At 67.1% G+C, this 13,012-nt stretch carries 13 protein-coding genes and 1 tRNA gene; 10 read left to right on the top strand and 4 right to left on the bottom strand.

The window, feature by feature from the left end:
- The first annotated feature begins 421 nt into the window (after nt 1–421).
- Nucleotides 422–1,852, top strand: a complete 1,431-nt coding sequence (pyk, locus tag ACFOYY_RS13350) for a pyruvate kinase (RefSeq protein ID WP_352009069.1) — start codon at nt 422–424, stop codon at nt 1,850–1,852.
- Between the two features lie 70 nt (nt 1,853–1,922).
- Here the strand turns inward: pyk and ACFOYY_RS13345 are convergent, their stop codons facing one another.
- The 3 genes from ACFOYY_RS13345 to ACFOYY_RS13335 form a co-directional block, all read right to left on the bottom strand.
- Nucleotides 1,923–2,465 (bottom strand): GNAT family N-acetyltransferase, encoded by a 543-nt coding sequence (locus tag ACFOYY_RS13345; RefSeq protein ID WP_352009070.1) that lies wholly within the window; start codon nt 2,463–2,465, stop codon nt 1,923–1,925.
- Between the two features lie 81 nt (nt 2,466–2,546).
- On the bottom strand, nt 2,547–3,302 hold the full coding sequence (locus tag ACFOYY_RS13340; protein ID WP_352009071.1) for a helix-turn-helix domain-containing protein: 756 nt from the start codon (nt 3,300–3,302) through the stop codon (nt 2,547–2,549).
- 75 nt (nt 3,303–3,377) lie between these two features.
- Nucleotides 3,378–3,453 (bottom strand) — tRNA-Leu (locus tag ACFOYY_RS13335).
- Nucleotides 3,454–3,582: 129 nt separating this feature from the next.
- Here ACFOYY_RS13335 and ACFOYY_RS13330 point away from each other — a divergent pair.
- The 6 genes from ACFOYY_RS13330 (at nt 3,583) to ACFOYY_RS13305 (ending at nt 9,490) form a co-directional block, all read left to right on the top strand.
- Nucleotides 3,583–4,164 carry an ANTAR domain-containing response regulator gene (locus ACFOYY_RS13330; protein WP_352009462.1) on the top strand — a complete coding sequence of 194 codons (582 nt, stop codon included), beginning with the start codon at nt 3,583–3,585 and terminating at the stop codon, nt 4,162–4,164.
- 358 nt (nt 4,165–4,522) lie between these two features.
- Nucleotides 4,523–5,701, top strand: a complete 1,179-nt coding sequence (locus ACFOYY_RS13325; protein WP_386190054.1) for a branched-chain amino acid ABC transporter substrate-binding protein — start codon at nt 4,523–4,525, stop codon at nt 5,699–5,701.
- 160 nt (nt 5,702–5,861) lie between these two features.
- Complete coding sequence (locus tag ACFOYY_RS13320) at nt 5,862–6,830, top strand: branched-chain amino acid ABC transporter permease (RefSeq protein ID WP_352009072.1); 969 nt, start codon at nt 5,862–5,864, stop codon at nt 6,828–6,830.
- Entirely contained in the window at nt 6,827–7,972 is a 1,146-nt protein-coding gene (locus ACFOYY_RS13315) for a branched-chain amino acid ABC transporter permease (RefSeq protein WP_352009073.1), read from the top strand. Before ACFOYY_RS13320 ends, ACFOYY_RS13315 begins: the two co-directional genes overlap by 4 nt.
- Complete coding sequence (locus ACFOYY_RS13310) at nt 7,969–8,781, top strand: ABC transporter ATP-binding protein (protein WP_362771583.1); 813 nt, start codon at nt 7,969–7,971, stop codon at nt 8,779–8,781. Before ACFOYY_RS13315 ends, ACFOYY_RS13310 begins: the two co-directional genes overlap by 4 nt.
- Nucleotides 8,771–9,490: an ABC transporter ATP-binding protein gene (locus tag ACFOYY_RS13305; RefSeq protein ID WP_352009075.1), complete on the top strand. Its 720-nt coding sequence runs from the start codon at nt 8,771–8,773 to the stop codon at nt 9,488–9,490. Before ACFOYY_RS13310 ends, ACFOYY_RS13305 begins: the two co-directional genes overlap by 11 nt.
- 49 nt (nt 9,491–9,539) lie before the next feature.
- On the opposite strand, the gene ACFOYY_RS13300 is transcribed toward ACFOYY_RS13305, so the two are convergent.
- Nucleotides 9,540–10,091 carry a DUF4352 domain-containing protein gene (locus tag ACFOYY_RS13300; protein WP_386189944.1) on the bottom strand — a complete coding sequence of 184 codons (552 nt, stop codon included), beginning with the start codon at nt 10,089–10,091 and terminating at the stop codon, nt 9,540–9,542.
- Between the two features lie 342 nt (nt 10,092–10,433).
- Between ACFOYY_RS13300 and ACFOYY_RS13295 the strand changes: the two genes are divergently transcribed.
- The 3 genes from ACFOYY_RS13295 to ACFOYY_RS13285 are packed head-to-tail and all read left to right on the top strand — an operon-like array spanning nt 10,434 to nt 12,913.
- Nucleotides 10,434–11,276 carry an ABC transporter substrate-binding protein gene (locus tag ACFOYY_RS13295; RefSeq protein WP_352009077.1) on the top strand — a complete coding sequence of 281 codons (843 nt, stop codon included), beginning with the start codon at nt 10,434–10,436 and terminating at the stop codon, nt 11,274–11,276.
- Between the two features lie 3 nt (nt 11,277–11,279).
- Nucleotides 11,280–12,131 carry an amino acid ABC transporter permease gene (locus tag ACFOYY_RS13290; RefSeq protein WP_362771587.1) on the top strand — a complete coding sequence of 284 codons (852 nt, stop codon included), beginning with the start codon at nt 11,280–11,282 and terminating at the stop codon, nt 12,129–12,131.
- Complete coding sequence (locus tag ACFOYY_RS13285; protein WP_352009079.1) at nt 12,128–12,913, top strand: amino acid ABC transporter ATP-binding protein; 786 nt, start codon at nt 12,128–12,130, stop codon at nt 12,911–12,913. The genes ACFOYY_RS13290 and ACFOYY_RS13285 overlap by 4 nt, the downstream gene beginning before the upstream one ends.
- The last annotated feature ends 99 nt before the right edge of the window (nt 12,914–13,012 follow it).

The following is a 13,012-nucleotide window of genomic DNA, read 5'->3' as shown; positions in this document are numbered from 1 at the left end:
GACCGCCCGCGTCGCCGTACACGGGCACCAGGCCGGAGCGCCGCCACGGCTCACCGCCGCCGGTGCGGCACGACGACCGCGAACCCCCTCGACCACGTACGGCAGGACCAGCACCGATTGCATCGGACGCCCCGAAGAAGTCCGACGGGCTCATCCCGCCGGCCGGATGGAGATCGCCGTACCCGGCCGGTCCCGACGCCCGGCCGTACGGCACCGCCGCGACCGAGACCCCTCGGCCATCATGGTCCGCGCCCGCATTCACAGGCCACGACTCCGGCCGCCGCCTCAACACCCCAGGCACCCCACAGGCGTTCAACGGGAACACCCGGGTCCGCACCGGTGACACGATGTCATCGAGTTTTTCACCCCTGCTCCGGCCAACGTAACGACCAAGTGGTCTGTACCAATTAGGGTGGGACCCGTGACTCGTCGCGCAAAAATCGTCTGTACCCTCGGCCCCGCCACCTCCTCCCCGGAACGCCTCCGCGAACTCATCGCCGCAGGCATGGACGTGGCTCGTTTCAACCTCAGCCACGGCAGCCAGGAACTGCACAAAGAGGTATACGACAGGGTGAGGGAGGCCGCCGCCGAACTCGGCCGCGGTGTGGGCGTGCTCGCCGACCTGCAGGGCCCCAAGATCCGCGTCGGAAAGTTCGAGGAGGGTCCCGTCCGCCTCGGTTTCGGAGACGTCTTCACCATCACCACCGAGGACGTCCCCGGTGACCGCGAACAGGTCTCGACCACCTACCTCGGCCTCCACAAGGACGTCCGCCCCGGTGACAGCATCCTCGTCGACGACGGACGCGTCCACCTGGAGGTCACCCGCATCGACGGCCCCCGCGTGACCACCCGCGTGATCATCGGCGGCATGATCTCCGACAACAAGGGCCTCAACCTGCCCGGCGTCAACGTCAGCGCCCCCGCCCTCACCGACAAGGACGAGGCCGACCTCCGCTGGGCCCTGCGCACCGGCTTCGACCTCATCGCCCTGTCCTTCGTCCGGCGCCCCTCGGACGCCGACGTCGTCCGCAACATCATGGAACAGGAAGCCGTCCGCCTCCCGCTGCTCGCCAAGATCGAGAAGCCCCAGGCGGTCGAACGACTCCCCGAGATCATCGAGGCCTTCGACGGCATCATGGTCGCCCGCGGCGACCTCGGCGTCGAACTACCCCTCGAAGAGGTGCCGATCGTCCAGAAACGCGCCATCCAGCTCTGCCACGAGAAGGCCCGGCCGGTCATCGTCGCCACCCAGATGCTCGACTCCATGATCTCCGCCCCCCGCCCGACCCGCGCGGAGGCCTCCGACGTCGCCTACGCCGTCATGGAGGGCGCCGACGCCGTCATGCTCTCCGGCGAGACCTCCGTCGGCAACTACCCCATCGAGACCGTCCAGACCATGAGCCGCATCGCGGTCGCCGCGGAGAAGACCTCCCTGCACGCCACGCACAGCCTCGACCGGCTGCCCGAGACCACCGGAGGCGCCATCGCCCGCGCCGCGGCCGAGGTCGGCGCCATCGTCGGGGCCAAGGCCCTCGTCGCCTTCACCATGTCCGGCGAGACCGCCCGCCGCCTGGCCCGCTACCGCTCGCCCATCCCGCTGCTCGCCTTCACCTCCGCCCCCCACGTCCGCAACCAGCTGGCCCTCACCTGGGGCGTGGAGACCTTCGAGGTGCCCTTCGTCCACCACACCGACGACATGGTCCGCCAGGTCGAGGCCTCCCTGCTCGCCAACGCCCGCCTGGAGAAGGGCGACAAGGTCGTCATCGTCGCCGGATCCCCTCCCGGCACCGCGGGCTCGACCAACGCCCTGCGCGTCCACACCATCGGCGCGGCCGTCTCCCACCCCGCCTGACCAACCGCACCCAACCGGTACGGCCGGCGCCCCGACGCCCGCCGTACCGGCATCGTGGGCCAACGGCGGGTCAACCGTCGTACTCCCACGTCCGCAGGAACAACCTCCTGCCCTTCTCCTCACCGGGAATCGGCGGCGCCTCCGTCAGGGAGTAACCCGCCGCGCCCGCCACCGCCGCGCTCGCCGTGTTCTCCTTCTCGATCTCCAGCAGCAACCGGTCGATCCCCAGCGTGCCCCGCGCGAACTCCGTCATGACCCGCACCGCCCGCACCGCCAGCCCACGCCCCCGATGGGCCGCACCCACGCTGTAACCGATCTCCGCGACCCCCGAACCGGGCTCGCTCCACATCAGCAGCACCTCACCCAGCGCCGCCCCCGAGCCTTCTGTGATGGCCAGCTGGACGGCCTGCCCCGCCGCCCGGCGCTCCCGCGCACGCTTCAGATAGAGCCGGGCGGCCTCCAGATCGAACGGGGAGACCAGAGGCGTCCAGTAGGCCACCTCGGGATCGTCGAACAGGCCGACCATCGTCTCCAGGTCATCGTCCTCCCACTCCCGCAACACCAGGCCGTGCCCGCTCAGGCGGAGCTCCCCCGGGACGACGCCACCAGTCATGTCTGCCTCTCAGATCGAAGGGCCGCAACCGCCGACTCTTCCCGATGCCTCCCCTCAGCGGCAAGTCGTCCACGCGGACCGTCAGTGCTTCGGGCCGACGAACTCGTCCAGCCTCTCGACGGCCTCCCTGCGGGCGACGGAAACGGTGTTCGGCTTGGGACGACTCCAGGCGACCCCGAGCATGTCGAGGGTCTCCTCACAGAGGGTGAGAATGTCACGGGATTCGTTGACGAAGAGGTAACGCGGATATTCGTACCACTGTGACCGGCCGCCGAACTCTCGCCGGACCCGGTTGTTCGATCTGCATCCGTCGGAGTGGAAAAGGCCCCGTGCAAGGCTGCCGGGATTGGCCTCGACGATCTCTCGCTGCCAGCTCTCCAGACTGATCCGGCGTTCGTGTTTCTTTCCCGGCCCGTGCTGGGGGAACAGGTGAGGCCAGTGCTTGGAGAAGCAGTTGATCTCTGTGCATCCCTGGCGGGGGAGCCTGCGGACCTTGTTGCCCGGTCTGATGACGGTGAGGGCTTGGACGCACTCCTCCTGGAGCCCGGGCCAGGCGTCCGCGCACATGATCCGTAGTGACCACACCTGTTTCGCGGGGTCTCCGACGGCACTGATACAGCCGTCACCGAGATAAAGGCCCAGAAGGTAGGCGTAGACGTCACCGGGTGTGGGAGGCTGCGGGATCTCCTGACACCGGGGACACGAGGCCGTACGGGAGGGCGGACGGTCGGGATGGTCCCGCCACTGCCTGACCGTCGCCCGGGAAACACCCGTCTGGCGACTGACCGAGCTTATGGTCTGCCCGGAATCGAGCAGCCGGAGCACTCTCTGACGCACAGTGAGGTGATACATGCGGAGAGTTTCGCAGGAGGGTGCGACAAAAACGCGCGGTGCGCCGAGGGGTCTGACCTTTGGTGCCCTGAGTGGGATTCGAACCCACACTAGATGGTGTTTGAGACCATTTCCTCTGCCGTTGGGATATCAGGGCATATTTCCGGACTTGTCCGGATTGTGTGCCGGTGGTGAGCTTACCCAGAACTGGATCGGCTGTGGGCACCGGCGTGGTTCTAATCTAGCGGACATCGGTACTCTCTTGCTCGTGAGTACGCAGCGGCGAGTGGTGATCGCGGAAGACGAGGCTCTGATCCGCCTCGACCTGAAGGAGATGCTGGAGGAGGACGGGTACGCCGTCGTCGCGGAGGCCGGGGACGGGGAGGCCGCCGTCGCGCTGGCCGCCGAGCACCGGCCCGACCTGGTGATCCTGGATGTGAAGATGCCCATCCTGGACGGAATCTCGGCCGCCGAGCAGATCGTGTCGCGGCGGATCGCCCCGTGTCTGATTCTCACGGCGTTCTCCCAGCGTGATCTGGTGGAGCGGGCGAGGGACGCCGGGGCCATGGCGTATTTGGTGAAGCCGTTCACGAAGTCGGATCTGGTGCCCGCGATCGAGATGGCGGTCAGCAGGCACGAGGAGATCGTGGCGCTTGAGCGGGAGGTGGGGTCGCTCTCTGATCGGCTGGAGACGCGCAAGCTGGTCGAGCGGGCGAAGGGTCTGTTGATGTCGGAGCACGGGTGGAGTGAGCCGCAGGCGTTCCGGTGGATTCAGAAGGCGTCGATGGATCGCCGGTTGAGCATGCGTCAGGTGGCGCAGATCGTGGTCGACGGGGTGTCCGGGGCCGGGGGTGCGCCGGGGGAGTGAGGGGTGGGCCCGGTGGGGAGGCCCCCCTTCCTTTAGGAAGGTTTCCTGTTTGTTAAGCCCGCGCGGCTCCGGTGACCCCGGTCTGACGCGGGCTTTTGCATCTTCGAAGTGATCTATGTGAGGGTGGTGATGCGCGTGGTGACCATGACTTTTGTCAGTTATAGCTGAAAAGAATCGGTGTAATAACGAAATAGTTACGGTGGCCTGTCCTGTATCGACCCGTGACATCCGCTGGCTGTACTAACCGACACAACCCCCTGGCCACTCCGTCAGGGAGGGCATCTGTGAACCCGCTCCCCATGAGGGGTCGGGCGAAAGGAAGGCAACCTTGCGGCCCAAGACTGCTCGCCTCGGTGGAGTGCTCGCTGCCGGTGTGGCGCTCACCCTCGGTCTCGCTGCTTGTGGTAACAGTGGCTCTGGGACCCCGCAGTCGGACGGTGGCTCCAGTTCCGCCGACTCCGCTGCCGGGACCGTCAAAATCGGTTTCATGGGTGACCTGACCGGCGCCAACGCGGGTATCGTCATTCCGCCGTGGAACGGCGCGAACCTCGTCGTCGACGAGTACAACAAGACGAACCCGGCTGTGAAGATCGAGCTGGTCAAGTACGACAGCCAGGGTGACGCCTCCAAGGCCGTCGCGCTGGCGCAGCAGGCCATCAAGAGCGACAAGGTCGCCGGCCTGATCGGCCCGGCGTTCTCCGGTGAGTCCGCGCAGGTCGCGCCGGTGCTCGAAGAAGCGGGTGTTCCGAGCATCACGGCCTCGGCGACGAACGCCAAGCTCGCGGAGAACGGCTGGAAGTTCTGGCACCGTGTGCTGCCGAACGACGGCGTTCAGGGTCCCGGTATCGCGGACTTCATCGCGGGTGCGGCGGGTGCGAAGAACGTCTTCGTCATCGACGACAAGTCGGAGTACGGCAAGCCGCTGGCCGACGCGGTCCGTACGCAGCTCGGCACCAAGGGTGTGAAGCTGACCAACGACTCACTCGACCCGGCCGAGAGCGACTTCTCCTCGGTGGTGAACAAGGTCGCGGCGGCCAAGCCTGACGCGATCTTCTTCGGTGGTTACTACGCGGCGGGCGGCAACCTGCTCAAGCAGCTGCGTGACAAGGGCGTGAAGGACGCGAAGTTCTTCTCCGGCGACGGTTCGCTGGACAAGGGCCTCATCGACGGCGCCGGCGCGCAGAACGCCGAGGGCGCCCTCGTCGGCTGCCCCTGCTACATCGCCACCCCCGATGTCACCGACCCGAAGGTGAAGAGCTTCGCCGACTCTTACAAGGCGAAGTTCAACGCCGACCCGGCGATCTACGCCTCTGAGGGTTACGACGCCGCGTCCGTCTTCGTCGAGGCGGTCAAGGCGGGCAACACCACCACCGACAAGATCAACGAGTTCATCAAGACCGTTGACCTGGCCGGTGTCTCCAAGCAGGTGAAGTTCGGCGACAACGGTGAGGTCGTCGCCAAGGACATCTACATCTACCAGGTCAAGGGCGGCGCCATCACGCTGCTGGGCAAGGCCACCGAGGCCAAGCTGGGCTAGGGACGGACCGCGAGAAGAGAAGGTAGTTGGCGCACGGGGAGCGGGATCGCCGAAGCGCGGTCCCGCTTTCTGTGTACTTCCACCAGAGTCCACGAGGTTCTGCTGGAAGCGGTGTGCTACCGGCAGTGCAGGCGACCCCCGCTAGAAGTGGTAAACCCTAGTGCTCAATGACTTCATCAATCAGTTCTGGCCGGCCACAATCGACGGCCTGGCCTTCGGTTCGATCTACGCCCTGATAGCGCTCGGCTACACCATGGTGTACGGCGTGCTGCGTCTGATCAACTTCGCGCACTCGGAAGTGTTCATGATCGGGACCTTCGGCGCGATGTTCGTCCCGTTCGTGTTCGGCATAAGTTCACCCCTGACCGGCATCGCGCTGGCCGGGGTGATCCTGCTGATGGTCGTGGCCGGGATGCTCGCCTCCGCGGGAACCGCGGTGGCGCTGGAGCGGATCGCGTACCGGCCGTTGCGCAAGCGTGGGGCCTCCCGCCTCGCGGCGCTCATCTCGGCCATCGGTGCCTCGATCTTCCTGCAGGAGCTGTTCGCGCTCCTGGTGATTCCGAACGTCTTCAACCGCCCGCAGCAAGGCCGCATCCAGATGGGCCTTCCCCGGTTGATGGAACGGAACGAGCTTTTCTCGATCTTCGGCCACTCGGTCCGGGCGGACCAGGTGCTGGTGATCGTGGCGGCGGTCGGCATGATGATCGCCCTTGACGCCCTCGTCAACCGTACGAAGATCGGCCGTGGTATCCGCGCCACCGCGCAGGATCCGGAGGCGGCGGTCCTCATGGGCGTCGACATCAACAAGATCGTCCGGATGACGTTCCTGATCGGCGGCGGCATGGCCGGTGTGGCCGGGGCGCTGTATCTGATCTCGTACGAGAACACGTACTACTACATCGGCTTCCTCTTCGGGATCAAGGCGTTCACCGCGGCGGTCCTGGGCGGCATCGGCAACCTGCGCGGTGCTCTGGTGGGCGGTGTGGTGCTCGGCCTCGTGGAGAACTACGGGGCGATCTTCGCGGGCTCCGACTGGAAGCACGTGATCTCCTTCAGCATCCTCGTCTTGGTCCTGATGTTCCGCCCCACCGGAATCCTCGGTGAATCACTCCAGCAGGCGCGCGCATGAACCAGAAGAATTCACTGGCAGATTTCCGTCACAGGCTCAGCCAGTACGGCGACGCCGTACACGAGCGCTGGCTGAACACGCCGGGCTGGCAGCGCTGGGTCGTCTACGTTCTCCTGATCGTCGGGGCGCTGCTGCTGCCCTCGGAGAGCATCGGCTCGTTCATGTCGCCCTACACGGACTGGGCGAGCATCCTGTTCTTCCCGATCGGCACCTATGTGGTGCTGGCCATCGGGCTCAACGTGGTCGTCGGTCAGGCGGGCCTGCTCGACCTGGGGTTCGTCGCGTTCTACGCGGTCGGCGGCTACGCGATGGCGTTGATCGGCACCAGGCTCGGCTGGAACTTCTGGCTGATCCTGGTCGTCGGCATCGGGCTGTGCGCCCTGTCGGGCATCACGCTGGGCGCTCCGACGCTGCGGCTTCGCGGCGACTATCTGGCGATCGTCACGCTGGGCTTCGGTGAGATCATCCGGATCACGGCGCGTAACACCGACGCGATCGGCGGCCCGAACGGCGTCCGCGGCATCCCGCACCCGCCGAGCTTCCCCGACATCACGATCGGTGACGTGGCGATCTTCAAGTACGGCGTGCTCGACCCGCGGCCCTACTACTACCTGCTGGTCGCGCTCGCGGTCATCGTGATCATCCTGGTGAAGCGCTGGGAGAAGAGCCGGGTCGGACGGGCCTGGGCGGCGATCCGTGAGGACGAGGACGCGGCCGAGGTCATGGGTGTGCCGACGTTCCGCTTCAAGATGCTCGCCTTCGCGATCGGTGCCTCGATCGGCGGCGCGATGGGCGTGCTGTGGGCGGCCAAGGCCATCTCGATCAACCCGAACGACTTCCAGTTCCTGCTGTCCGCGACGATCCTGGCCGCGGTGGTCATGGGCGGCGCGGGCAACCTGCCGGGTGTCATCCTCGGCGCGTTCGTCGTGGCGTGGCTGCCTGAGCGCTTCCGTGGCCTGCAGGACTACCGCATGCTGATCTTCGGCGCGGTGCTGGTCGCTCTGATGATCTTCCGGCCCGAGGGGCTGCTGCCCTCGCGTCAACGCAAGGCGGAGCTGCAAGAGGGATCGGGCGGGATGGGAAGCCTCGGCGCAGAGGTGTCCGGTCCCGAGTCGCATGGTGAGGAGGTGGCCTCCCGATGAGCACCGAGGTGAGCGGGACGGCCGGTGGGCGCGGTGGCCGAGCGATGCTGGAACTGCAGGGTCTTGTCATGCGGTTCGGCGGCGTCACGGCGCTGCGCGAGGTCGATCTGACCATCGGCGAGGGGGAGATCTTCGCTCTCATCGGTCCGAACGGCGCGGGCAAGACCACGGTCTTCAACGTGGTGACCGGGGTCTACCAGCCGACGGAGGGGCAGGTCCTCTTCCAGGGCGAGCGGATCAGCGGTGTCAAGCGCTTCAGGATCACCAAGCGGGGCGTCGCCCGTACGTTCCAGAACATCCGGCTGTTCCACAACATGACGGCTGTGGAGAACGTCATGGTGGGCGCGGACGCGCACCACCGTTCGGGCATGCTGAGCGTGGCTCTCGGGCTTCCCGCGCACCGCAGGGCGGAGCGTGAGGGGCGCGCGCTGGCGATGGAGCTGCTCGACTTCGTCGGCATCTCGCACCGGGCGAACGACCACGCCAAGAACCTGCCCTACGGTGACCAGCGCAGGCTGGAGATCGCCCGCGCGCTGGCGACCAACCCGAAGTTGCTGCTGCTCGACGAGCCCGCCGCCGGTATGAACCCGGCGGAGAAGGTCGCCCTGCAGCAGCTGATCCGCGACATCCGCGACGCGGGGCGGACGATTCTCATCATCGAACACGACATGAGCCTCATCATGGGCATCAGCGACCGTATCGCGGTGCTGGACTTCGGCCAGAAGATCGCCGACGGCCTGCCGGACGAGGTGCGGAGCGACCCCCGGGTCATCGAGGCGTATTTGGGGGCTCCCGCAGATGCTTCTTGAGGTCAAGGACATCCACGTCCACTACGGAAAGATCGCGGCGCTCAAGGGCATCTCGGTCGAGGTGAACGAGGGCGAGATCGTCACGCTCATCGGCGCGAACGGGGCGGGCAAGACCACGACCCTGAAGACGATCTCCGGTCTGCGTGGCCTGACGTCGGGCAGCGTCGTCTTCGACGGCCAGGACATCAGCAAGATGCCGGGTCACAAGAGGGTCCTGGCGGGCCTGGGGCAGGCGCCTGAGGGCCGGGGGGTCTTCCCCGGTATGACGGTGCACGACAACCTGCTCATGGGTGCCTACACCCGTTCCGGTGACTTCGACGCGGACCTGGCCGAGGTCTACGAGCTGTTCCCGAGGCTCGCCGAGCGCAGGACGCAGATGGGCGGCACGATGTCCGGCGGTGAGCAGCAGATGCTGGCCATCGGGCGCGCGCTGATGGCCAAGCCGAAGGTGCTGCTGCTCGACGAGCCGTCGATGGGGCTGGCGCCGCTGATGGTGCAGCAGATCTTCTCGATCATCGAGGAGATCAACCGCCGTGGGACCACGGTGCTGCTGGTCGAGCAGAACGCCCAGCAGGCGCTGAAGCTGGCCCACCGGGCCTACGTCCTGGAGACCGGCAAGGTGGTCAAGAGCGCGCCCGCCGCCGACCTGCTCAACGACCCCGACGTGCAGGCCGCCTACCTGGGCGGCGGGCTCGGGCACGAGGCCTAGGAAGGGTTCCACGTCCTCGCCGCGCGCGTGCGGCGAGGACGTGCCCGGCCTAGCCCAGGGGGACGGTCGCGCCCTGGGTGGTGCCGCCGACGCCGAGGGGCGGGTCGCCGTACAGGCGGACGCCGGTGATCTTCGCGTCCTTGGGGACGTCGAACCACAGGTCCATCTCGATCCTGACCTCGGCACCGAGCGGGAGGGTGTCCGGCTGGCGTTTGATGGCCTGGGCGAACCTGTCGACGGCGTGGGCCGTGCCGTCGGCGGTGAGGAGCCGCTGGCGGCCGGCGACGAAGCGGGAGTTGGTGCGGCCCGGGTTCTCGGCGACGATCCGCACGACCACGTACTGGCCCTTGGCCTGCCACTCGCCGTGGCTGCCGACGAACCCGCTCAGGCCGGTCTGCAGGCCGATCACCTGGAAGCGGATGTCGCCGTCCGTCACGGGCGCGGCGGTGACCGGGTGCTCGCCCGGCCGTACCGGGCGGGGCGTCAGCTGGTAGGTGGGGGTGGGCGAGGGGGAGGGGGCCGCGGAGGGCTGCCCCGAGCACGCGGTGAGGAGCGCGGTGGCCAGGACGGCACCGGTCAACGTCTTTGGGAGGTTGCGCACACCGGGCAAGGTAACCGAGGCGTGGGCTGTTCCTCAATGTACTTTCCCCATGGATTCGGGGAGTTTCGTAGCGGCCTTTACCCCACCTGAAGTGCGAAGATAGAATATTTGCACCGTTTTGTGGCTTGGTGATTTCCTGTCCCGGACCGTATTGGGTGGCAGTGTTGACCACTCGGCGTCCGAAGGTGTCAAGGGCCTGGTGGGGCATGATACCGATCATGGTGGCGCCGAAAGGGGTTGTTGTCCGAATCGTGTTGTAGCGGTGATCCATACGTCCGTACGGGTGGGCAGTATTACCCGGAGGTAACTGTCCACGATGTGACTCTGACCGAAGGAGGCCTTGTGGGCCTGAGTTTTGTTTCCCGTCGTGTGCTCGCGGCGGGGGCGGTGGTGGTCGCCGGCACGTTCGGCCTCGCGGCCTGCGGTACCGAGAACACCGGAGGTTCCTCCGCGAGCGCCCCCTCGGAGGGCGGCGTGAAGGTGGTCCACCCTGGCAAGCTGACCACCTGCACGAACCTTCCCTACGAGCCCTTCGAGTTCAAGGAAGGGGACAAGACCGTCGGCTTCGACATCGACATCGTCGACCTGGCGGCCAAGAAGCTCGGCCTGACCCAGGACGTCGTCGACATCGACTTCGCCGTCATCAAGAGCGGCGCGGCGATGGCCGCGGGCAAGTGCGACGTGGCGGCGGCGGGCATGACCATCACGCCCGAGCGCAAGGCCAACATCGACTTCTCCGTTCCGTACTTCGACGCGACCCAGGCGTTGCTCGGCAAGAAGGGCATCGGGATCAAGACCCTTGAGGAGGTCAAGGCGAAGAACCTGCGCCTGGGCGCGCAGGCCTCGACCACGGGCCTGGAGTACGTCAGGAAGAACGGTTTCGACCCCAAGGAGTTCGCGGACTCGCCCAAGGAGCTGCTCGGCCTGCAGTCCGGCCAGGTCGACGTGATCGTCCAGGACCTGCCGGTCGTGCTGGCCTGGCTGAAGAAGCCGGAGATCGCCGACAAGTTCGAGCTGCTCGCCAGCCTGGACACCGGTGAGCAGTACGGCATCGGCCTGAAGAAGGGCGCCGACCCGGCGCTGCTCAAGGCCGTCGACGAGGCGATCACCACGGCCAAGGCGGACGGAACCTACGAGAAGCTCTACGTCAAGTGGTTCGGTAAGAAGCCCGGAGAGCTCGGCTGATCCATGACCGACCAGTCAACGACGGCTGAGAAACCGGGTCCGGCGGGGCGCGCCCGCAGGACCCGGCTCAGTCCGCGAAAGAGACAACGCGTCAGCCGGGCCGTCCAGTACGCCGTGCTGGTCGCCGTGGCCGTGTTCCTCGTCCTGCGCATCGACTGGAACAGTCTGGCGCAGAACTTCGCCAAGCCGGAGATCGCCGCCGAGGCGTGGCCCGAGGTGATCACGGTCGCGCTGAAGAACACGATCATCTACTCGGTCGGCGGTTTCGTCTTCGCCTTCCTGTTCGGCCTGCTGCTGGCCCTGATGAGGATGTCGTCGGTGCTGCCGTACCGATGGCTCGCGATCGCCTACATCGAGGTCTTCCGGGGCCTGCCCGCGCTGCTCATCTTCCTGCTCATCCTGTTCCTGCCACAGGCGCTGCCCGGCTTCCAGGTGCCCGGCGACACCTACGGGCAGGGCATCCTGGGCCTGACGGTCGTCGGGTCCGCCTACATGGCCGAGACGCTGCGCGCGGGCCTGCAGGCCGTTCCCAAGGGCCAGATGGAGGCGGCGCGCTCGCTGGGCATGTCCCACACCCGCGCCACGGTCAGCATCGTCATCCCGCAGGCCGTGCGGATCGTCATCCCGCCGACGACCAACCAGTTCGTGTCCCTGCTCAAGGACTCCTCACTGGTGCTGTTCCTCGGCGTGACCAGCGAGTACGTCGAGCTCACCAAGTTCGGCAACGACCTGGCCTCCACACACGCCAACGCCACGCCCATCCTGGTCGTCGGCATCACGTATCTGCTCGTCACGATCCCGCTGGGTTACCTCGCGAACCGGCTGGAGAGACGGCAGGGGAGGGGACGGCGATGACCGAGCCGACGACCCAGGCGGCCGCCCCCGTGGCGCACGCGGTCGAGATCAGGGACCTGCACAAGCGCTTCGGCAGGCTGGAGGTGCTCAGGGGGATCGACTTCGCCGTCGACCCCGGCCAGGTGGTGTGCGTCATCGGCCCCTCCGGGTCGGGCAAGTCGACGCTGCTGCGCTGCGTGAACCTGCTGGAGCAGCCGACCTCGGGCAAGGTCGTGCTCGAAGGCGTCGAACTGACCGACCCCGACGTCGACATCGACGCGGCCCGGCGCCGTGTCGGCATGGTCTTCCAGCAGTTCAACCTCTTCCCGCACATGACCGTGCTGCAGAACGTGATGATCGCCCAGCGGCGGGTGCTCAGGCGCGGCGCGGCCGAGGCCGAGCGGATCGCCAGGGAGCACCTGGCGAAGGTCGGCGTCCTGGAGAAGGCGGCCTTCTACCCGGCCCAGCTGTCCGGCGGCCAGCAGCAGCGGGTGGCCATCGCCAGGGCGCTGGCCATGAACCCCGCGTTGATGCTCTTCGACGAACCGACCTCCGCGCTCGACCCGGAGCTGGTCGGCGACGTGCTCACGGTCATGCGCAAACTGGCCGAGGAGGGCATGACGATGCTCGTGGTCACCCATGAGATGGCCTTCGCCAGGGACGTGGCCGACCGCGTGGTCTTCATGGACGGAGGCGTGATCGTCGAGGACGGCCCCCCGGACCAGGTGATCGGCTCACCCCGGTACGAACGGACCAGGAGCTTCCTGCGCCGGGTGCTCGACCCCACGCACACCGACGTGTGACCCTCGGCCCCGTACGGCCCGAGCCCGGAAGGGCCCGGGGCGGGCCGTACGGGGCCGAGCGAACACGAGCCCGGGGAGAGCCTTTGGCGCCGCGCAGGA

The organism is Streptosporangium jomthongense (assembly GCF_042650425.1).
Taxonomy (GTDB): Bacteria; Actinomycetota; Actinomycetes; order Streptosporangiales; family Streptosporangiaceae; genus Streptosporangium.
Note: the sequence above shows the minus strand (reverse complement) of the source record. Positions and strands in the feature narration are given on the sequence as shown.